Origin of the sequence: Streptomyces sp. NPDC049597, from assembly GCF_040675505.1 — a bacterium.
Taxonomy (GTDB): Bacteria; Actinomycetota; Actinomycetes; order Streptomycetales; family Streptomycetaceae; genus Streptomyces.
The window spans coordinates 422,764-441,996 of record NZ_JBFAOY010000001.1; the positions used below are offsets into that span (position 1 = coordinate 422,764).

The following is a 19,233-nucleotide window of genomic DNA, read 5'->3' on the forward strand; positions in this document are numbered from 1 at the left end:
ATGGAAATCCTGGAAACGGCGTTCATGCAGCGGGCGTTGCTCGCGGCGCTTCTGGTGGGCATCACCGCTCCGGCGGTCGGCATTCATCTGGTCCAGCGGCGGCAGGCGCTGATGGGTGACGGAATCGGCCATGTCGCGATGACGGGTGTCGGCCTCGGCTTCCTGCTGTCCACCAACCCGGTGTGGATGGCCACACTGGTGTCGGTGCTCGGCGCGGTCCTGATGGAGCTCATCCGTGCCTACGGGCGTACGCGCGGTGACATCGCGCTGGCGATGCTGTTCTACGGCGGCATGGCCGGCGGCGTGATGCTCGTCAACCTCTCCGACACGGGGTCGACGGCGAACCTGGGCTCGTTCCTGTTCGGCTCGCTGTCCACGGTCTCGCAGGAGGACCTGACGGCCATCGCGATCCTGGCCGGCTTCGTGGTGCTGGTCTCGCTGGGGCTGCGCAAGCAGCTGTTCGCGATCAGCCAGGACGAGGAGTTCGCGCGGGTGACCGGCCTGCCGGTCCGCGCGCTGAATCTGCTGGTCGCGGTGACCGCGGCGGTCACGGTCAGCGTCGCGATGCGCGTCGTGGGCCTGCTGCTGGTCAGCGCGCTCATGGTGGTGCCCGTGGCGGCCGCGCAGCAGGTGACGCGCTCGTTCCGGGCGACGTTCGGGCTCGCGGTGGGGATCGGGGTCGCCGTGGCCCTGACCGGAACCAGCACCTCCTACTACCGGGACGTGCCGCCCGGAGCGACGATTGTCCTGCTGGCCATCGCCGTCTTCGTGGTGCTCACCGCTCTGGCGCTGCCGCTGGCGCGCCTGCGGGCGAAACCGGCGGCGGACGGCGCCGAGTGCACGGTGGACATGCCGGGCACGCGACGGCCGAGTGACGACGTCAGGGTCTGAGCGCGGGACGGGGCCCGCGCGCGGCCTGGCAGAATGGCCCGACACATGTGCGGGCGAGGCAAGGAGGCTCCTGTGACCACGGCGCCAACCGGCGGGAACACCGCCCCGGTGCGAGGCCGGTCCACGCGGCAGCGTGCCGCCGTGGCGGCGGCGCTGGACGAGGTGGACGAGTTCCGCAGTGCGCAGGAGCTGCACGACATGCTCAAGCACCGCGGCGACTCGGTGGGCCTGACCACGGTGTACCGCACGCTCCAGTCGCTCGCCGACGCGGGCGAGGTGGACGTGCTGCGCACGAGCGAGGGCGAGTCGGTGTACCGGCGCTGTTCGACGGACGACCATCACCACCACCTGGTGTGCCGTATGTGCGGCAAGGCGGTGGAGGTCGAGGGCCCGGCCGTGGAGCAGTGGGCGGAGACGATCGCCGCCCAGCACGGATACGTGAACGTGGCGCACACGGTCGAGATCTTCGGCACGTGCGCGGAGTGCGCGGCGAAGGCCGGCTGACATGGCCGTACGGTTGCACGACGGTGGCCCGCACCCCCGGGGGTGCGGGCCACCGCCATGTGCGGGTCAGACCCGCTGGACGTGCTGCTCCAGTACGCCGCGCAGGCGGTCGACGTCCTCCGGGACGAGGACGCCGCGCTTGGGGAGGAGCACGACGCCGACGCCGTGCTTGTCCGCGCTGAGCAGGACGAACAGCTCGTCGGTCTCGGTGTAGCGCGGGTACAGCTCCCAGTTGGCGGTGGTCTCGGTGTCACGCGAGGTCACCCGTATCCCGCCGTGGTCGACCGTGGCACGGAACTCGCCCTGGCGCTCGGTCAGCTGATGGAGCTGGCGGGCCTGCAGCCGGGGCAGCAGGAAGTGGCTGCCGAGGGCGAAGAACGTCAGGGTCAGCGCGAGGACGCGGCGGGTGAGGTCGTCCTCGCGGCTCACGGTGTCCAGGACGAACAGAAGCAGGCCGGCCACCCCGGTGAAGAGCAGCAGCCGACGGGTGCGGCGGCCGGTCGCGGTGCCGCGCGTCCGGGCGTGCAGCGCGTCGGTCATGTCGGTGACGGTGGGCCGGTACACCAGCGTCACGGCCTGTTCTTCCTGCTGCACCTCTGCCACGGTCCCTCCCGTACGCTGTCGTCGAGCCGTGATCGTATCGGCGGACGATCTCAATCCCCACGCGGGCTACGGGGGTTGCTCACGTCCTCACAGCCGGCGCGGAGACCCCCGCGGCCGGCCCAGAGCCTCGCAGCGGGCGCGGGGGCTCTCACAGCCGTCGCAGGTGCCGGTCCAGCAGTTCCCGCAGCCTGTCGGCGTCCCGGGGGTCGCGCAGGCCCTGCTTGGGAAGGGTCTCCACCCACATGACGCCCCGGTCGCGGCTCAGCAGGACGAAGGCGTCGTCGGTCTCCCCGTAGCCGCGGAAGAGGGTCCAGCGCTGGGTGAGTGCGCAGTGGTCGTTCACGGTGGCCACGCCGTCCTCGGTGACCGTGGTGCGGTATTCGCCCTGCCATTCGACGATCCGCAGCGCCTGGGAGGTGTACATGTACGGGATCGCCCAGACGAAAGCCGAGAGCAGCAGCCATACGGCGACCGAGGCGACCGGCGTCCTGCCGCCGTAGATCATCAGGAGCGCCGTGCACAGCAGCAGCCCGGCCACGATCCGCCGCACCAAGGTCATCCGCCGGTACCGCTCGCGCAGCAGCACGGCCGCCAGAATGCCGGCGCGTGTGTGCCGGTAGGTCAGCTCTATCGCTTCCGCCGTGTGTTCGGCGCCCCGCCCCTGGTGATCCATGAGCGGGACCCTAACGGCTCCCGGTCCGCGCCCGTCAGCCGGTCTCCCCGTCCGGCCGGCCCTGCATGGCCAGCAGTTCCTCGTTGGGGATCGCCCCGCCGAAGCGGCGGTCGCGCTGGGCGTACTCGAGGCAGGCGCGCCACAGGTCGCGGCGGTCGAAGTCGGGCCACAGCACGTCCTGGAAGACCATCTCGGCGTACGCGCTCTGCCAGAGCAGGTAGTTGGAGGTGCGCTGCTCGCCGCTGGGCCGCAGGAACAGGTCCACGTCCGGCATGTCCGCGTAGTAGAGGTACTTGGCGAAGGTCTTCTCGGTGATCTTCGCGGGATCGAGCTTCCCGGCCTTCACATCCGCCGCCAGCGCCTGGGCCGCGTCGGCGATCTCGGCACGGCCGCCGTAGTTCATGCAGAAGTACAGCGTGAGCCGGTCGTTGTCCTTGGTCTGCTCCTGCGCGATCTGGAGCTCCTTCGCGACCGAGCGCCACAGCTTGGGCATCCGGCCCACCCAGCGCACCCTGATGCCGAGTTCGTCGAGCTGGTCGCGGGTCTTGCGGATGAAGTCCCGGTTGAAGTTCATCAGGAAGCGCACCTCGTCGGGCGAGCGCCGCCAGTTCTCGGTGGAGAAGGCGTACAGGGAGACGCTTGTGACGCCCATCTCGACCGCGCCCTGCAGGACGTCCAGCACGCGCTCGGCGCCGACCTTGTGGCCCTCGGTGCGCGGCAGGCCGCGGTCCTTGGCCCAGCGGCCGTTGCCGTCCATGACGATCGCCACGTGCTTTGGCACGAGCTCGCCGGGGATCTTCGGCGGGCGCGCCCCCGACGGGTGCGGCTCGGGGACCTTGTACTCGCGGCGGGACCGGCCCAGGATTCCGCGTCGTGCCATGCGGCTCACATCTCCTATTTCTCTACGTATCTGAGCGAGCGCAGTCCGCGCTCCAGGTGCCAGTGCAGATAGGCGGACACGAGTCCGCTGCCCTCCCTGACATGACGCGCCTCGCACGCGTCCGCCGTCGCCCAGTCGCCGGTGAGCAGCGCGCTGAGCAGGCCGATGGCCTCCGCCGAGGGTACGACGCTGCCCGGCACCCGGCAGTCGCCGCATATGGCGCCGCCCGCGGCGACGGAGAAGAAGCGGTTGGGGCCGGGCAGCCCGCAGCGGGCGCAGTCGTCGAAGCTGGGGGCGTAGCCGTTGACCGCGAGGGACCGCAGCAGGAAGGCGTCGAGCACGAGCCCCGGCGCGTGCTCGCCCCGGGCGAGGGTCCGCAGCGCGCCGACGAGCAGGAGGTACTGCTGGACGGCCGGCTCGCCCTCGTGGTCGGTGAACCGCTCCGCGGTCTCCAGCATCGCCGTGCCGGCGGTGTAGCGGGCGTAGTCGGTGACGATGGCGCCGCCGTAGGGCGCGATGGTCTCCGACTGGGTGCACAGCGGCAGTCCGCGGCCCACCAGCTCGCTGCCCCGGGCGAAGAACTGCACGTCGACGTGCGAGAAGGGCTCCAGCCTGGCCCCGAACTTGGACTTGGTGCGCCGCACGCCGCGCGCGACGGCGCGTACTCGTCCGTGACCGCGAGTGAGCAGCGTGATGATGCGGTCCGCCTCACCCAGTTTCTGGGTGCGCAGGACGACGCCGTCATCGCGGAACAGACTCATGGGCCCATTCTCCCGTACCCCTGGGCCCGCCGGGCACGGGCCGGTCGATCCGCCGGCGGTTCCCCGGCCGCAGGGTCGCGGTGTCCTTCGGGGGACCGGCGCAGGCGCCGGAAGACATCGGCCGGCCCGGCCTTCTCGCATCCTGAAATGCCCGCTCGCCTCCCCCGCCGCGGGCGGAGAATCCTGGACGAACCGCGCCGCCGACCCGACCAGGCCCCGATCCGGGCCGCGGAGGACCCGTTGAGCCCCGACACGTCCACGGACACCCAGGCCACCACCGCGCAGCACCCGGGCCGCGCCCCGGCCTCCGCCCAGAAGCCGCCCCGGCTGTGGCGCGACGCCTCCCTGTCCGCGGTGCTGGCCGGGTTCGTGGCCGTCGTCGTCTCCTACTCGGGCCCGCTGGTGATCGTGCTCACCGCCGCCTCGGCGGGCGGCCTGTCCACCGCCGAGACGGGGTCCTGGATCTGGGCGATCTCCATCGGCAGCGGCCTGACGTGCATCGGTCTGAGCCTGCGCACCCGGATGCCGGTGATCACCGCGTGGTCGACGCCGGGCGCCGCGCTGCTGGTCACCAGCCTGGGTGCGTACTCCTACGCGGAGGCCGTCGGCGCGTTCCTCGTGACCGGAGCGGTGATCACGCTGGTCGGTCTGACCGGGGTCTTCGGCCGCCTGATACGCCAGGTCCCCGGCGCGGTCGTGTCCGCGATGCTCGCGGGCATCCTCTTCTCGTTCGGCGCCGGGGCGTTCACGTCGCTGCGGACGGGTCCGTGGATCGCCGGTGCGGTCCTCGTCGGCTATCTGCTCGCCAAGCGGTGGCTGCCCCGGTACGCGGTGCTGGTCGCGCTCGCCGCCGGCGTCGCCGTGAGCGCCGCGGCCTCGCGCATCGACATCCGCCTCGACCGGGTGGAGCTGGTCCGCCCGGTGCTCACCGCGCCGGACTTCTCCCTCTCCTCCCTGATCGGCATCGCGGTGCCGCTGGTCCTCGCGACGCTCGCCTCGCAGAACGCGCCCGGCATGGCGGTGCTCTCCGCCTCCGGCTACGCGCCGAACGACCGCCTGCTCATCGGTTCCACCGGCCTCGTGTCCACGGCGCTCGCGCCCTTCGGCTCGCACGCGGTCAATCTGGCGGCGATCACGGCGGCCATCTGCACCGGTCCGGAGGCCCACCACGACCCGCGCCGCCGGTACGTCGCGGGCGTCTCGTGCGGCGTGTTCTACCTGCTGGTCGGGGCGTTCGGCTCGACGCTGGTGGCCCTGTTCGCGGGGCTGCCGAAGGAACTCGTGGCGGCGGTTGCGGGTGTGGCCCTCTTCGGCGCCCTGGCGGGCGGCCTCGCCGGAGCCGTCCAGGAGCCGAAGGACCGGGAGCCGGCCCTGATCACCTTCCTGGCCACGGCCTCCGGCCTCACCCTCTTCGGCATCGGATCGGCCTTCTGGGGCCTGCTGTTCGGCGTCCTGTCCCATGTCGCCCTGTCGCGCCGCCGGGAGCGTCTGCACGCAGGGTGACGCATGATCGGCCTCCGGGACTGACGCACAGGCCCGGGCTGCCGCCGCGGCGCCCGGCGCAATGCAATGGCCCGGGGCCACAACCCCCGCTAGCCTCCGCACACATGACGCCTTCCCGCATACGGCCCCCCTTCTCCGCGGACGAACGGACGCAGCTGCTCGGCTGGTTCGACATGCAGCGCGCGATCGTCCACTACAAGTGCGAGGGCCTGTCCGACGAGGACGCCCACCGCGCGGTCCTGCCCTCCTCGCCCCTGATGACCATGGCGGGCATCGTCTCCCACCTGCGCTGGACGGAGCAGACCTGGTTCGAGGTCCTCTTCCTCGGCCGCCCCGCCGATGGCCCCCAGTTCTCCGAGGACCCCGAGGACGCGGACATGCGCGTCGAGGGCGTACCGCTCGCGCAGCTCCTCGACGAGTACCGGAAGCAGTGCGCGGTCTCCGACGAGATCATCGCCGCGCACGGTTTCGACGAGGTCGGCCGCCACCCCGACTTCACCTCCGGCCAGGCGTCGCTGCGCTGGATGCTGATCCACATGATCGAGGAGACCGCCCGGCACGCGGGCCACATGGACGCGATCCGCGAACTCCTGGACGGCGAGACCGGTTACTACTGAGCCGGGTCAGGGCAGTTCGCCGCGGCTGCGGGCGTTCACGTACGCCGTCGTCGCGCTGATCCGCTCCGCCGCCGTCGCGGGCCGCACCTCTTCCGGGGAGCACTCCCACTCCCGGCCTCCGCCGACGGGTCTCAGCGAGAGGAACGGGCCGGCCGGCCCCATGAGCCGGCCCACCCGGCCGGTGCGGGTGTCGACGACGTACGTACCGATGGGCAGGGTCATGGCGTACGGCCCCCTTCCCTGGGCAGAGCTCCCGCGATCAGGCGGACAGTGTCCACCGCGCGGCGCCCCGATTCGACGAGCGGACACGGCGTGTCCCGAGCGTTCCCATTCTGCGCCGCATTCACGTTTCGCGTGCGGAGCGTCACACTGCGCTAGTACCCTGGACGCGCCTGTGCCCGCGGCAAACGGGCAGCGGGACAAGGGGGTTGACCCATGGCCAAGGCTGGGGCCACCGTGAGCCCGCGCGCCGATCTCTCGCGGCTCGTCATCAAGCAGACCTTTGAGCAGCCATAAGCCCCCCTTATGAGGTCATAGACCAGGGGTGAGTACAGACTTAGGCAAGCCTTTGTTTAGGGTGGCCGACGAGCCAGTTGTCGCCGCTCGAAGGGAACCTGAACATGCCCCGCCCCCTGCGGGTAGCCATCGTCGGAGCCGGCCCCGCCGGGATCTACGCCGCCGATGCGTTGCTGAAGTCCGAGGTGGCCGCCGCCGAGCCCGGCGTCTCCATCGACCTCTTCGAGCGGATGCCCGCGCCCTTCGGCCTGATCCGTTACGGCGTCGCCCCCGACCACCCGCGGATCAAGGGCATCATCACGGCCCTGCACCAGGTGCTCGACAAGCCGCAGATCCGGCTCTTCGGCAACGTCGACTACCCGAACGACATCAGCCTCGACGACCTGCGCTCCTTCTACGACGCGGTGATCTTCTCGACGGGCGCGACCGCGGACCGCGCGCTCGACATACCCGGCATCGGCCTCGACGGCTCGTACGGCGCGGCCGACTTCGTCTCCTGGTACGACGGACACCCGGACGTACCCCGCACCTGGCCGCTGGAGGCCGAGAAGGTCGCGGTGCTCGGCGTCGGCAACGTCGCGCTCGACGTGGCCCGCATCCTCGCGAAGACCGCGGACGAGCTGCTGCCGACCGAGATCCCGCCGAACGTCTACGACGGGCTCAAGGCCAACAAGGCCCTGGAGGTCCACGTCTTCGGCCGTCGCGGCCCCGCGCAGGCGAAGTTCAGCCCGATGGAGCTGCGCGAGCTCGACCACTCGCCGAACATCGAGGTCATCGTCGACCCCGAGGACATCGACTACGACGAGGGCTCGATCGAGACCCGCCGCGGCAACAAGCAGGCGGACATGGTCGCGAAGACCCTGGAGAACTGGGCGATCCGCGACATCGGCGACCGCCCGCACAAGCTGTTCCTGCACTTCTTCGAGTCGCCGGCCGAGATCCTCGGCGAGGACGGCAGGGTCACGGGCCTGCGCACCGAGCGCACGCGACTCGACGGCACGGGCAACGTGAAGGGCACGGGCGAGTTCAAGGACTGGGACGTCACCGCGGTCTACCGCGCGGTGGGCTACCTCTCGGACGAACTGCCCAAGCTCCCCTGGGACGTGGAGTCGGGCACGGTCCCGGACGCGGGCGGCCGGGTCGTCGAGGAGTCCGGCGAGCACCTGTCGTCGACGTATGTGACCGGCTGGATCCGGCGCGGACCGGTGGGCCTGATCGGCCACACGAAGGGCGACGCGAACGAGACCGTCGCGAACCTGCTGGACGACCACGCCAACGGCCGTCTGCAGACGCCGTCTTCGCCGGAGCCGGAGGCGGTGGAGTCCTTCCTCGCGGACCGCGACGTCCGCTACACGACGTGGGACGGCTGGTACCGGCTGGACGAGGCCGAGAAGGCGCTGGGCGAGCCGCAGGGCCGCGAGCGCGTGAAGATCGTCGAGCGTGAGGACATGCTCAGGGCGAGCGGCGCGTAACACGCGCGGACCGTGCGGACGGCCGGTACCGGGGCTTCACGGCCCGGTACCGGCCGTCTTCGCGCTCCGGCTCGGGGACCGCGCAGCCCCGCCCGGTTCAGGTCGATCCGCAGCCGGGGCCGGTGCAGGACGCAGGGGACGAGCGTGCGCGTCCGCCGGCCGCCACTACGGGCCGCCCGGCGTCACCAGGCCCGACTCGTAGGCGACGATGACGAGTTGGGCCCGGTCGCGGGCACCCAGTTTGCCCATGATCCGGCTCACGTGCGTCTTGGCCGTGAGCGGGCTCAGGCCCAGGGACTCGGCGATCTCGGTGTTGTTGAGGCCGCGGGCGACCAGGGTCAGGACCTGCCGCTCACGGTCCGTGAGGCCGTCCGGGCCGCCCGTGGACGGCAGCCGGGGCGCGCTCAGGACACGGGCGATCAGGCGGGACGTGGGCCCCGGGGAGAGCAGCGACTCCCCCGCCGCGACCGTCCGGATCGCGGCCAGCAGATCGGCCGGCCTGGTGTCCTTCACCAGGAACCCCGACGCGCCCGCGCGCAGCGCCTCGACGACGTGCTCGTCCGTGTCGTAGGTGGTGAGCACCAGCACCTTCACGCCCGCGAGGTCCTCGTCGGCGGCGATCAGCCGCGTGGCCTCGATGCCGTCCAGTTCGGGCATGCGGACGTCCATGACGACGAGGTCCGCCCGTTCGCTGCGGGCCAGTTCGACGGCCTCGGCACCGGTCCCGGCCTGGCCGACGACCTCCATGTCACGGGCCGACTCGACGAGCATCGCGAACGCGGCGCGTACGAGGGTCTGGTCGTCGGCGAGCAGGACGCGGATCACGCGGCGGCCTCCGTGGGCTGCAGGGGCAACATCGCGGCGACCTCGAAGCCGGCCGCGTCCGTGCGCGGGCCGGCCGACAGCGTCCCCCCGACGCTGCGGGCGCGCTCGCGCATCCCGACGATGCCGAATCCAAAGGCTCCGGACGGCTTCTTGGCCGCACGGGACGACGTGCCGCCGTCGTCGGTGACCGTGACGTGCAGTTCCTCTCCGCGCCGCTGCACGGCGACGTCGACACCGGCCCCCGCGCCGCCGTGCCGTACGGCGTTGGTCAGCGACTCCTGCACGATCCGGTACGCGGCGGCCTCCACCGCGGGCGGCAGTGCCCGCTCCCCGGTGTCCAGGGTCAGCCGCGCGCCCGCTGCCCGTACGAGACCGGGCAGCGCGGCCAGGCCGGGCAACGGCCCGTCCCCTTCGGGGCCGTCGGCGCGCAGCACCTCCAACGTGGTGCGCAGTTCGCCGCGCGCGGTGCGGCACGTGTCGGCGATGTCGTCCAGCGCCTTGGCGATCTGAGCGCGGTCGAGGCGGTCGGGGTCGACGCTCAGGACGTGGGACGCGACCGAGGTCTGCACGCCGATGAGGGTGATGGAGTGCGCGAGCAGGTCGTGCAGGTCCCGGGCGATGCGCAGCCGTTCCTCCGCGACCCGCCGGGCCGCCTCCTCCTCGCGGGTGCGTTCGGCACGCTCGGCGCGGCCGACGACGGAGGCGATGTAGAGACGGTAGACACGCACGTCGACGCCGAAGACGAGCACGGCGAGGATCCAGCCCGAGGTCCGCAGGGCCTCCAGCCCCTCGTGGGCGCCGACGCCGAACATCACGGTGAGCGTGATGCCGATGACGCCGCCGCCGACGAGCAGGGTGTGCAGCGGGCGGGCGGTGGCGGCGAACGTGTACAGCACGAGCAACGACGCCGGGACGGGGGCGGCGTGGGCGTTGTCGAGCGCGTGGTACGGCGCGACACACAACAGCACGGCGACCAGCGCGAGCCCGGTCCGCGACCGCCGCCACACGAGGGGCACGGCCGTCCCGGCGAGGAGCGCCCACCCCAGGGCGTCGGGCCTGCGCCCGTCGTCCGCGAACAGGGCGAGGAGCAACGACATCAGCCCGACGCCGGCGGCGAGGATCGCGTCGTTGCGGGCGCGGTGGGGCGCGGTGAGGGGGTCGCGGCTCACCGCGGTGAGCACGCGTTCGCCCAGGCGCGGGCGGGAGGCGGTGTGGGAATCCTGCACGGGTCCATCCTGGTCGCGTTGTCTGTGTTTCCCCACCCCGCCCTCCCCCTGCGGCCCGGCGGCCCTGGGCGGGGGTATCGCGCAGCGAGGTCCAGCCCCGCTGGGGGGCCTCCCACGCCCGGAAGGCGTAGCGGGAGCTTGCGGCGCGAAGGCCCGGGGGCACGAGCCCCCGGAACGGCCCCCTACGCGCGGCCCACCCGTTCACGACGCTCCGCCGGCGACTCCGGCGACTCCGGCGACCTCGGCGACTCCGCCGCCGTCGGCACGACGCCCGGCCGCCGGCTCAGCGCTCCCGGCCACCACACCCGCCGCCCCAGCAGCACACTCGCCGACGTCACCAGATACGTCCGCACCAGGAAGGTGTCCAGCAGCACCCCCACCGCGACCACGAAGCCCATCTCGACCAGCGCCACCAGCGGCAGGTTCATCAGCACCGCGAACGTCGCCGCCAGCACGAGGCCCGCCGACGCGATCACCCCGCCCGTGGTGCGCAGCGCCGTCAGCGCCGCCGCGGCCGGGTCGGCGCCCGACAGCGCCTCCTCGCGCATCCGGTGCATCAGGAAGATCCCGTAGTCGACGCCCAGCGCCACGAGGAACACGAAGGAGAGCAACGGCAGTCCGGGGTCCGTGCCGTCGAAGCCGAAGAGCCCTTGGAAGACGAGGCCGCCGAGCCCCAGCGCCGCTCCCCACACGGCGACGACGGCGACGATGAGGATCAGGGGGGCGACGAGGCTGCGCAGCAGGGCGATCAGGACGAGCAGGACCGCGACGAGCACCAGCGGGATGATCACGAGGCTGTCCCGGGTGTTGGTCTCCTCGAGATCGCGCTGCTGGGCGCTGGGCCCGCCCACGTGGCTGCCGTCGAGACCGGAGCGCAGCGCCTCGATGGTGGCCCTCTCCCCGGCGGTGTCCGGCCCGTCCTCCGCGAAGACGGTGATCTCGGTCCAGCCGTCGCCGGTGCGCCCGGCCTCGGCCGCGGCCACGCCGTCGGTGGCGCGCGCCTTCGCGAGCACCTGGTCGGCGCGGTCCGCCGGCGCCACGACGCTGATGGGCTGGGCGCTGCGCTCGGGATAGGCGTCGGCGAGGGTACGCATCGCGGAGACGGACTCGGGCCGTTCGGTGAAGCTGCCCTCCTGGCTCAGGCTGCCCGGCAGCCCGAGCACACCGAGGGCGAGCATGCCCAGCAGGACGACGCCCGAGCCGAGGACGAGTCCGGGCCTGCGCCCGGCGGAGCCGCCCATCGCGGTGAACAGCGAGCGGCGTTGCTCGACCCGGGAGCCGTACGCGGGTACGAGCGGCCAGAACACGCGGCGGCCGAGGAGCACCAGGACGGCGGGGAGCAGGGTGAGCATGGCGGCCAGCGCGCAGACGACGCCGACCGCGCCGACCGGCCCGAGCCCCCTCGCGCTGTTGAGGTCGGCGGCCAGCAGGCAGAGCAGTCCGGCGGCGACCGTGCCGGAGGAGGCGAGGACCGCCGGTCCACAGCCGCGCAGGGCGGCGAGCATGGCGTCGTACGGCCGCTGGACGCGGCGCAGTTCCTCGCGGTAGCGGGCGACGAGCAGGAGCGCGTAGTCGGTGCCGGCGCCGAAGACGAGGACGGTCATGATGCCGCCGCTCTGGCTGGTGACCGTGAGGTCGAAGCCCTGGACGAGACCGTAGATGACGGCCCGCGAGGTGAGCGCGGCGACGCCGACGACGGCCAGGGGCACGAGCCACAGGAACGGGCTGCGGTAGGTGAGGATCAGCAGGACGGCGACCACGCTCACCGTGGCGATCATGAGGGTGCCGTCGATGGTCTCGAAGACGGCCTCCATGTCGGTCTGCAGGGCGCCGGGCCCGCCCACCTCGACGGTGAGGCCCTCACTCCCCCCGCTGCCCCCGGCGCCGTCGCCGTTGCCGTCGCCGAGCCGTTCGCGCACGTCCTCGACGAACGCGGCGCGCGCCTCGTTGTCGGTCCCGGGTCCATTGCTGGACACCGGGAACATCAGCGTGCTGCCGTCCCGCGAGGGGATGCCCCGGGGCGGGCCGCTCGCGAGCGGGTGGGCGTCCGCGATCCGGTCGAGCCGGTGCCGCGCCTCGGCACGGTCGGCGTCCGTCAGCCCGCCGTCGCGGTGGAAGACGACGACGAGGTCGGTGGACTCGCCACCGGGCAGGGCCTGCTGGATCTTCGCGACCTGCGTGGAGTCGGCGCTCGCCGGCAGGTAGTCGACGACGTTGTCGCGCTGGACGTCGCCCAGCTTGCCCCCGAACGGGCCCGCGAGGGCGACGGCCGCCACCCAGAGCAGGACGATCGCCCAGGGCACGGCCCGTTGGCGTGCCGGCGGCCTGGCCTGCGGTGGTTCGGTTGCGCTCCGTACGGCCCCCATGGGTGCCTCCCCTTCGTCACGGGTCCGGTGGCTGATGCGTCACCAGAATCCCGGCGGCCGAGGGCGCTTTCGTCGCGCGCGGGGGCGAGATGGGGGCTACTGCCGGGGGCGGCCCGGACTCGTGGCTACTCCCTGGGGAGTACGGCGGACGGAGTGCGCCGGGACCCGGGCGACGCGTGCCCGGCCCGCTGCGGAGGAGGATCTAGAAGGGCGCGCGGGCCGTTTCCAGCAGGCGCGTGGTGTCGTCCTCACCCAGCTGCAGTGCCGCGCCGACGGTGGTCAGCACCTCGCGCTCGGCCGGCGAGTAGGGGCCGTCGGCGAGGGCGATGCGTGCCCCCTGCAGCAGGATCGACTCCCGTCCCGCGGGGGCCAGATGGGGGGCGAGCGGTTCCAGTGCCTCGTGCAGTTCGATGGCGAGGGCCGCACCGTAAGGGGTGGTGTCGGCGACGAAGCGACCGGTGTCGGCGGCGAGCGCCTCGATGAGGGAGGTCAGCTGGTCCTCGGTGCAGTCGTCGAGCCCGGCGGCGCGGACCGTCTGCACGGCCGTCTCGCGCACGGAGCGGGAGGAGGTGCCGCCGGAGGCGAGGACGGCGAGGGCCACGGTGTGCACGGCGTCCCGGAGCATCGCCGAGAACCGGCTGGTGGTCGGGTGGTCCAGGGCGTCGGGACCGAAGCGGGAGTGGCAGGCGGCGCATTCGACGACGGGACCGGCGAGGCCGCGGCGCAGCAGGGGCACTCCGAGGAGGGTGAAGCGGCGGCGGCCGGTGCGGCGGCGGTAGTTCCGGTCGCCTCCGCAGCCGGGGCAGAAGAACTCCCCGTCGCCGATGGTGCTCCACGACGTATGGATGCCGCACACCCGCTGAATGCCGCAGACCCGCAGTTTCCGGCCGAACATTCCTCGGGCTGGCCGCACGTCGCACCTCCGTCATTCCCCCATGGCCCTTCGGGCACGGGCGGTGCCCCCTGCGGCAACGTTGCCGCGTGGACGTGATGTTAGCCACACGAATGAGGCGGCGTCAGCACCCCGAGGGGAGTACGTGCGGACATGGCCGGATCCGCTCGATGCCCCATCGGGCGCACAACGGCGCAAAATCGCCGGGCGTACTCGGAAGCGAGCACGCCCGGCGATGCCGCCGATTGCTGGGCTGACTAGCGGGCCGCGCGGTTGACGGCGGAGACGACGGCCTTCAGGGAGGCGCGGGTGGTGTTGGCGTCGATGCCGATCCCCCACAGGACCTTTCCGTCGATGGCGCACTCGATGTACGAGGCGGCCTGCGCGGACGCGCCCTCGCTCATGGTGTGCTCCTGGTAGTCCAGCAGCCGTACGTCGACGCCGATGGCGTTCAGCGCCTCGAAGAACGCGGAGATCGGACCGTTGCCGGAGCCGGTCAGCACCGTCTCGGCGCCGTCGACGACCGCCTCGACGGTCAGGGTGTCGACGCCGTCCTTGTCGGTGGTGGTCTGGCCGGAGCGGATCTGGATGCGTCCCCACGGGTTGTCCGGGTTCGGCAGGTACTCGTCCTGGAAGACGGACCAGATCGCGGCCGGGGTGACCTCGCCGCCCTCGGTGTCGGTCTTGGCCTGGATGATCCGGGAGAACTCGATCTGCATCCGGCGCGGCAGGTCCAGCTTGTGGTCGTTCTTCAGGACGTAGGCGATGCCGCCCTTGCCGGACTGCGAGTTGACGCGGATGACGGCCTCGTAGGAGCGGCCGACGTCCTTGGGGTCGATCGGCAGGTACGGAACGGCCCACTCGATCTCGTCCACGGTCTTGCCCTGGGCGGCCGCGTCGGCCTCCATCGCGTCGAAGCCCTTCTTGATGGCGTCCTGGTGGGAGCCGGAGAAGGCGGTGTAGACCAGGTCGCCCGCGTAGGGGTGGCGCGGGTGGATCTCCATCTGGTTGCAGTACTCGCTGGTGCGACGGATCTCGTCGATCTGCGAGAAGTCGATCTGCGGGTCGACGCCCTGCGAGAACAGGTTCATGCCCAGGGTGACCAGGTCGACGTTGCCGGTGCGCTCGCCCTGACCGAACAGGCAGCCCTCGATGCGGTCGGCGCCGGCCATGATGGCCAGCTCGGCGGCGGCGACGGCGGTCCCGCGGTCGTTGTGCGGGTGGACGGACAGGCAGACGTACTCGCGCCGGGTCAGGTTGCGCGACATCCACTCGAACCGGTCGGCGTGCGTGGACGGCGTCGAACGCTCCACGGTGGCGGGCAGGTTGAGGATGATCTCGCGGCCGGGGCCGGGCTGCCACACGTCGCAGACCGCCTCGCAGACCTCCAGGGCGAAGTCCAGCTCGGTGTCGGTGAAGATCTCGGGGCTGTACTGGTAGCCGAAGGTGGTCTCCGGGTCCAGCAGCTTCTCCGCGTACTCCATGACCAGGCGGGTGCCGTCGACGGCGATCTGCTTGATGTCGTCCTTGGAGCCCCGGAAGACGACGCGGCGGAACGTGGGAGCCGTGGCGTTGTACAGGTGGACGGTGGCGCGCCTGGCGCCGACCAGGGACTCGACGGTGCGCTCGATCAGGTCCTCACGGGCCTGCGTCAGCACCGAGATGGTGACGTCGTCGGGGATCGCGCCCTCTTCGATGATGGAGCGGACGAACGCGAAGTCCGTCTCGCCCGAGGAGGGGAAGCCGACCTCGATCTCCTTGTAGCCCATGCGTACCAGCAGGTCGAACATCTCGCGCTTGCGGGCGGGGCTCATGGGGTCGATCAGCGCCTGGTTGCCGTCGCGCAGATCGGTGGACAGCCAGCGGGGGGCCTTGGTGATCCGCTGCTCGGGCCAGGTGCGGTCGGGGATGTCGACGGCCTCGTACGCGCCGTACTTGTGGATCGGCATTCCGGACGGCTGCTGTGTGTGCGTCGTGTTGGTGATCGGGGTGGGGCGGCCGATCCACTGCGACTGAGACATTGCGTAGGGCTCCTCGGGTCCAGAAGAAGGACGGCCGACTGTGTCGAAGCAGCACCAGACTCCGCGGGGAGGGGGTCGGCCTACGACTACAGGCCCTCGCCGCGGCAGCTAAGGAGAAGCAGCCCGAAACGCATGATGCGAAGAAGACTAACCGAGCCTCGGCGTGAGCGTGCGTCCCGTTTCAGTATGCGGGACGACCGACCAGTAACGGTCAAATGTGTCCTATCACTCCATTTCATTAATCGATGTCGCATCCCGTGACAGGCCGTGTACGTGCTGCCACATTGCCGGACATGGACACTCGCACCCCGGTCTTCTGCGGAATCGTGCCGCCGCACATCCTCGACAAGCTCGCCCGCTCGGGTGATCCCGCCCTCTCCGAACCGGCCCGCCGCACGCTGCAGGCGGACGCCGCACAGCGCACCGGCCGGCGCCTGACCACCGTCCTCGGCCCGGCCGCCCGGCCGGCTCCCGGCGATGCCGCGGGGCCGCGCCGCACGCTCTACGACGCGCAGAACGGCACCGTGCTGCCGGGCGTCAAGGTGCGCGGCGAGGGCGACGAGCCCGTGACCGACGCCGCCGTCAACCGTGCCCACGCGGGCCTGGGCGCCACCTTCGAGCTGCTGCACACCGCCTACGGGCGCGACTCCGTCGACGGCGAGGGCCTGCCGCTGGACGCGACCGTCCACTACGACGAGAAGTACGGCAACGCCTTCTGGAACGGCGAGCAGATGGTGTTCGGCGACGGGGACGGCGAGATCTTCCTCGACTTCACCGTCGCGGTCGACGTGATCGCTCACGAGCTGGCCCACGGCCTGACGCAGTACACGGCGAACCTCAGCTACTTCGGCCAGCCGGGTGCCCTCAACGAATCCGTGTCGGACGTGATCGGCTCCCTCGTCAAGCAGCACACCCTCGGACAGACGGCCGACGAGGCGGACTGGCTGATCGGCGCGGGCCTGCTGGCGCCGCGGGTCAGCGGGGTGGCGCTGCGCTCGCTGAAGGCGCCGGGGACCGCGTACGACGACGATGTGCTCGGCAAGGACCCGCAGCCCGCGACGATGGCGGACTACGTCCGCACCGGCCGGGACAACGGTGGTGTCCACATCAACTCGGGCATCCCCAACCACGCCTTCTACGTGCTCGCCACCCGCTTGGGCGGCCGGGCCTGGGAGCGGGCGGGGCAGATCTGGTTCGACGTGCTGACCGGCGGCGACCTGAGCGTGGACGCCGACTTCGCCAGTTTCGCCCGGTTGACGGTGGCGGCCGCCCGTGACCGGTTCGGCGCGGGCGAGGAGTACGAGGCGGTGCTGAAGGCCTGGTCGCAGGTCGGGGTCGACACCGCGGGGTGAGCCGGAGGGCGGGGACGAGCGGCCGTCCGTGCGCCTCCCGCTGTCGCCCGCGCACGATCCGTACTAGAACGGTTGCCATGCGTATCCAGGTAAGACGTATGGGCGGGTTCGCGGGGATCGAGCGGCTCGCCGAGGTGGAGACCGACGGGCGCGCCGACGCGGGCGAGGTACAGGGCCTGGCCGAGCGCGCGATGGCCGACGGCCGGGAGACGCCCCCGGTCGGCGTGCCCGACGGGTTCAGCTACCAGATCACGGTCGACGGGCGGACGGTGTACTGCTCCGATCCGCGGCTGTCCGAGGCCCAGCGGGACCTGATCTCGCTGGTGCTCAAGGAAGGTTCGTGACGCCGGCCGTCCGGAGGCCGGTGGTCACCGAGCGGGCGGCGCGCTCCGGCTCGTCGCCCGCCGCGACGGCGAAGTCGACGAGCGCGCCGGTCAGGACGTCGTCGGCCGTGTAGCCGCCCATGAGGTACCCCGCGCGGGCCAGCTGGGCGATCCCGTGCAGCTGCGCGAAGAGCTGGCGCACCAGCAGGTCCGCGTCCGCGCCCGCCCGGAAGCGGCCACTGTCCGCGCTGCGGCGGATCGCGTCGCGCGGGAAGCGCAGGACGGACACGCCCATGCTGCGGTCGTCGTCGTCCAGCTCGAAACCGGCCGGCGTCGAGCCGCCGAACAGCACCGCGTAGACGTGCGGCTCGTCGCGCGCGAAGTCCTGGTAGCAGCGGCACAGGGCGGCGATCGTCGCGACCGGGTCGTCCCCCCGCGGTACGGCCAGCGCCCGGGCACGGAAGCGCTCGAACCCCTCCCGCATCACCTCGCGGACCAGGTTCGGCATGGAGCCGAAGTGGGTGTAGACGGCCATGGTCGAGGCGCCGACCGCCTTGACGAGGCGGCGGGCGCTGAGCGCGGCGGGTCCCTGTTCGGCGAGGACACGGGCCGCTTCGTCGAGGAGCCGGCGGCGTAGCGAGGGAGCCGGGGAGGCGGGACCGGGGACGGAATCTGCGGGTGACACGACAGCAGCGTAACGCTGTTATGAACGACAACGGCCCGGCGAGGGCCTCACCGGCTTCGGACGACGGCGCCGGCCGCCCGCATCGGGCCCGGGATCAGAATCCGAGCTTGCGGAGCTGCTTCGGGTCGCGCTGCCAGTCCTTGGCGACCTTCACATGGAGGTCGAGGAAGACCGGCGTTCCCAGGAGCGCCTCGATGTGCTTGCGGGACTTGATGCCCACTTCCTTCAGGCGCTTGCCCTTCGGGCCGATGATGATGCCCTTCTGGCTCGGCCGCTCGATGTAGACGTTCGCGTGGATGTCCAGCAGCGGGCGGTCCGCCGGGCGGTCCTCGCGCGGGAGCATCTCCTCGACGACGACGGCGATCGAGTGCGGCAGCTCGTCGCGCACACCCTCCAGCGCGGCCTCGCGGATCAGCTCGGCGACCATCACCTGCTCCGGCTCGTCCGTGAGGTCACCCTCCGGGTAGAGCGCCGGGCTCTCGGGCAGCAGCGGGATCAGCAGGTCGGCGACCAGCTGCACCTGCTTGCCCCCGACCGCCGACACCGGGACGATCTCGGCCCACTCGATACCCAGCTCCTTGCCGAGCCGGTCGATCGCGATGAGCTGCTCGGCGAGCGTCTTGGAGTCGACGAGGTCGGTCTTGGTGACGACCGCGACCTTCGGGGTCTTCCTGATCCCGGCGAGCTCCTTGGCGATGAACCGGTCACCGGGGCCGAGCTTCTCGTTGGCGGGCAGGCAGAAGCCGATGACGTCGACCTCGGCCCAGGTCGTGCGCACCACGTCGTTGAGCCGCTCGCCGAGCAGGGTGCGCGGCTTGTGCAGGCCGGGGGTGTCCACCAGGATCAGCTGCGCGTCGGGGCGGTGCACGATGCCCCGCACCGTGTGCCGGGTGGTCTGCGGCCGGTTGGAGGTGATGGCCACCTTCTGGCCGACCAGAGCGTTCGTCAGAGTGGACTTGCCCGCGTTCGGGCGGCCGACGAAGCAGGCGAAGCCGGCCCTGTGGGGGGCTTCGGAGGACTGGGTACGAGCGCTCATGGCGCCCATTGTCCCTGATGCCAGGTGCTCCGGAGTACGCCCTCGCCCGCCGGGGACGCGCGACGGCGCCACCCCGGGCGGGGTGAC

Annotated in this window: 19 protein-coding genes; 7 read left to right on the forward strand and 12 right to left on the reverse strand. The window is 71.9% G+C overall.

The features are described from left to right. Together AB0K02_RS01950 and AB0K02_RS01955 are read left to right on the forward strand one after the other, a co-directional pair. Entirely contained in the window at nucleotides 1-891 is an 891-nt protein-coding gene (locus tag AB0K02_RS01950) for a metal ABC transporter permease (protein ID WP_365990376.1), read from the forward strand. A gap of 72 nt (nucleotides 892-963) precedes the next feature. Beyond that, nucleotides 964-1,395 carry a transcriptional repressor gene (locus AB0K02_RS01955; RefSeq protein ID WP_100107081.1) on the forward strand — a complete coding sequence of 144 codons (432 nt, stop codon included), beginning with the start codon at nucleotides 964-966 and terminating at the stop codon, nucleotides 1,393-1,395. 66 nt (nucleotides 1,396-1,461) lie between these two features. On the opposite strand, the gene AB0K02_RS01960 is transcribed toward AB0K02_RS01955, so the two are convergent. The 4 genes from AB0K02_RS01960 to recO all read right to left on the reverse strand — a co-directional run bounded on the left by AB0K02_RS01960 (nucleotide 1,462) and on the right by recO (nucleotide 4,312). Next, the gene (locus AB0K02_RS01960; RefSeq protein WP_365990377.1) at nucleotides 1,462-1,998 is read right to left on the reverse strand and encodes a YcxB family protein; all 537 of its coding nucleotides are present in this window, start codon (nucleotides 1,996-1,998) and stop codon (nucleotides 1,462-1,464) included. Nucleotides 1,999-2,146: 148 nt separating this feature from the next. After that, entirely contained in the window at nucleotides 2,147-2,671 is a 525-nt protein-coding gene (locus AB0K02_RS01965; protein WP_365990378.1) for a YcxB family protein, read from the reverse strand. A 34-nt stretch (nucleotides 2,672-2,705) separates the two neighbouring features. Continuing rightward, on the reverse strand, nucleotides 2,706-3,551 hold the full coding sequence (locus AB0K02_RS01970) for an isoprenyl transferase (RefSeq protein ID WP_365990379.1): 846 nt from the start codon (nucleotides 3,549-3,551) through the stop codon (nucleotides 2,706-2,708). A 14-nt stretch (nucleotides 3,552-3,565) separates the two neighbouring features. After that, complete coding sequence (gene recO, locus AB0K02_RS01975) at nucleotides 3,566-4,312, reverse strand: DNA repair protein RecO (RefSeq protein WP_177152452.1); 747 nt, start codon at nucleotides 4,310-4,312, stop codon at nucleotides 3,566-3,568. 240 nt (nucleotides 4,313-4,552) lie between these two features. Between recO and AB0K02_RS01980 the strand changes: the two genes are divergently transcribed. Together AB0K02_RS01980 and AB0K02_RS01985 are read left to right on the forward strand one after the other, a co-directional pair. Next, the gene (locus tag AB0K02_RS01980; RefSeq protein WP_365990380.1) at nucleotides 4,553-5,815 is read left to right on the forward strand and encodes a benzoate/H(+) symporter BenE family transporter; all 1,263 of its coding nucleotides are present in this window, start codon (nucleotides 4,553-4,555) and stop codon (nucleotides 5,813-5,815) included. Between the two features lie 104 nt (nucleotides 5,816-5,919). Then, complete coding sequence (locus tag AB0K02_RS01985; protein WP_365990381.1) at nucleotides 5,920-6,432, forward strand: DinB family protein; 513 nt, start codon at nucleotides 5,920-5,922, stop codon at nucleotides 6,430-6,432. A 6-nt stretch (nucleotides 6,433-6,438) separates the two neighbouring features. Here AB0K02_RS01985 and AB0K02_RS01990 read toward each other — a convergent pair whose 3' ends face one another. Next, on the reverse strand, nucleotides 6,439-6,654 hold the full coding sequence (locus tag AB0K02_RS01990; RefSeq protein ID WP_177152450.1) for a hypothetical protein: 216 nt from the start codon (nucleotides 6,652-6,654) through the stop codon (nucleotides 6,439-6,441). A 398-nt stretch (nucleotides 6,655-7,052) separates the two neighbouring features. On the opposite strand from AB0K02_RS01990, the gene AB0K02_RS01995 reads away from it, so the two are divergent. Further along, nucleotides 7,053-8,420 carry an FAD-dependent oxidoreductase gene (locus tag AB0K02_RS01995; protein WP_365990382.1) on the forward strand — a complete coding sequence of 456 codons (1,368 nt, stop codon included), beginning with the start codon at nucleotides 7,053-7,055 and terminating at the stop codon, nucleotides 8,418-8,420. Nucleotides 8,421-8,585: 165 nt separating this feature from the next. Here AB0K02_RS01995 and AB0K02_RS02000 read toward each other — a convergent pair whose 3' ends face one another. The 5 genes from AB0K02_RS02000 to leuA all read right to left on the reverse strand — a co-directional run bounded on the left by AB0K02_RS02000 (nucleotide 8,586) and on the right by leuA (nucleotide 15,750). Then, entirely contained in the window at nucleotides 8,586-9,245 is a 660-nt protein-coding gene (locus AB0K02_RS02000; protein WP_365990383.1) for a response regulator transcription factor, read from the reverse strand. Continuing rightward, entirely contained in the window at nucleotides 9,242-10,471 is a 1,230-nt protein-coding gene (locus AB0K02_RS02005; protein WP_365990384.1) for a histidine kinase, read from the reverse strand. The genes AB0K02_RS02000 and AB0K02_RS02005 overlap by 4 nt, the downstream gene beginning before the upstream one ends. 182 nt (nucleotides 10,472-10,653) lie before the next feature. Further along, entirely contained in the window at nucleotides 10,654-12,837 is a 2,184-nt protein-coding gene (locus AB0K02_RS02010) for an MMPL family transporter (RefSeq protein ID WP_365990385.1), read from the reverse strand. Nucleotides 12,838-13,039: 202 nt separating this feature from the next. Then, complete coding sequence (locus AB0K02_RS02015; RefSeq protein WP_365990730.1) at nucleotides 13,040-13,732, reverse strand: TerB family tellurite resistance protein; 693 nt, start codon at nucleotides 13,730-13,732, stop codon at nucleotides 13,040-13,042. Between the two features lie 254 nt (nucleotides 13,733-13,986). After that, nucleotides 13,987-15,750, reverse strand: coding sequence for a 2-isopropylmalate synthase (gene leuA, locus AB0K02_RS02020; protein WP_365990386.1), 1,764 nt, complete (start codon nucleotides 15,748-15,750; stop codon nucleotides 13,987-13,989). Nucleotides 15,751-16,043: 293 nt separating this feature from the next. On the opposite strand from leuA, the gene AB0K02_RS02025 reads away from it, so the two are divergent. Next, on the forward strand, nucleotides 16,044-17,102 hold the full coding sequence (locus AB0K02_RS02025; RefSeq protein WP_365990387.1) for a M4 family metallopeptidase: 1,059 nt from the start codon (nucleotides 16,044-16,046) through the stop codon (nucleotides 17,100-17,102). A 77-nt stretch (nucleotides 17,103-17,179) separates the two neighbouring features. After that, nucleotides 17,180-17,446 carry a protealysin inhibitor emfourin gene (locus tag AB0K02_RS02030; protein ID WP_365990388.1) on the forward strand — a complete coding sequence of 89 codons (267 nt, stop codon included), beginning with the start codon at nucleotides 17,180-17,182 and terminating at the stop codon, nucleotides 17,444-17,446. Here the strand turns inward: AB0K02_RS02030 and AB0K02_RS02035 are convergent. Both AB0K02_RS02035 and era read right to left on the reverse strand, forming a co-directional pair. Next, nucleotides 17,430-18,110 (reverse strand): TetR/AcrR family transcriptional regulator, encoded by a 681-nt coding sequence (locus AB0K02_RS02035; protein WP_365990389.1) that lies wholly within the window; start codon nucleotides 18,108-18,110, stop codon nucleotides 17,430-17,432. The two genes, AB0K02_RS02030 and AB0K02_RS02035, sit on opposite strands and share 17 nt — an antisense overlap. A 94-nt stretch (nucleotides 18,111-18,204) precedes the next feature. Beyond that, nucleotides 18,205-19,146: a GTPase Era gene (era, locus tag AB0K02_RS02040; RefSeq protein WP_365990390.1), complete on the reverse strand. Its 942-nt coding sequence runs from the start codon at nucleotides 19,144-19,146 to the stop codon at nucleotides 18,205-18,207. Nucleotides 19,147-19,233: the final 87 nt, after the last annotated feature.

What these genes read in the sequence shown, in the direction of transcription:
- AB0K02_RS01950 (WP_365990376.1), top strand. Translation starts at nt 1, where the DNA reads ATGGAAATCCTGGAAACGGCGTTCATGCAGCGGGCGTTGCTCGCGGCG.
- AB0K02_RS01965 (WP_365990378.1), bottom strand. Translation starts at nt 2,671, where the DNA reads ATGGATCACCAGGGGCGGGGCGCCGAACACACGGCGGAAGCGATAGAG.
- AB0K02_RS01970 (WP_365990379.1), bottom strand. Translation starts at nt 3,551, where the DNA reads ATGGCACGACGCGGAATCCTGGGCCGGTCCCGCCGCGAGTACAAGGTC.
- recO (WP_177152452.1), bottom strand. Translation starts at nt 4,312, where the DNA reads ATGAGTCTGTTCCGCGATGACGGCGTCGTCCTGCGCACCCAGAAACTG.
- AB0K02_RS01985 (WP_365990381.1), top strand. Translation starts at nt 5,920, where the DNA reads ATGACGCCTTCCCGCATACGGCCCCCCTTCTCCGCGGACGAACGGACG.
- AB0K02_RS01990 (WP_177152450.1), bottom strand. Translation starts at nt 6,654, where the DNA reads ATGACCCTGCCCATCGGTACGTACGTCGTCGACACCCGCACCGGCCGG.
- AB0K02_RS01995 (WP_365990382.1), top strand. Translation starts at nt 7,053, where the DNA reads ATGCCCCGCCCCCTGCGGGTAGCCATCGTCGGAGCCGGCCCCGCCGGG.
- AB0K02_RS02010 (WP_365990385.1), bottom strand. Translation starts at nt 12,837, where the DNA reads ATGGGGGCCGTACGGAGCGCAACCGAACCACCGCAGGCCAGGCCGCCG.
- AB0K02_RS02015 (WP_365990730.1), bottom strand. Translation starts at nt 13,732, where the DNA reads ATGTTCGGCCGGAAACTGCGGGTCTGCGGCATTCAGCGGGTGTGCGGC.
- leuA (WP_365990386.1), bottom strand. Translation starts at nt 15,750, where the DNA reads ATGTCTCAGTCGCAGTGGATCGGCCGCCCCACCCCGATCACCAACACG.
- AB0K02_RS02025 (WP_365990387.1), top strand. Translation starts at nt 16,044, where the DNA reads ATGGACACTCGCACCCCGGTCTTCTGCGGAATCGTGCCGCCGCACATC.
- AB0K02_RS02030 (WP_365990388.1), top strand. Translation starts at nt 17,180, where the DNA reads ATGCGTATCCAGGTAAGACGTATGGGCGGGTTCGCGGGGATCGAGCGG.
- era (WP_365990390.1), bottom strand. Translation starts at nt 19,146, where the DNA reads ATGAGCGCTCGTACCCAGTCCTCCGAAGCCCCCCACAGGGCCGGCTTC.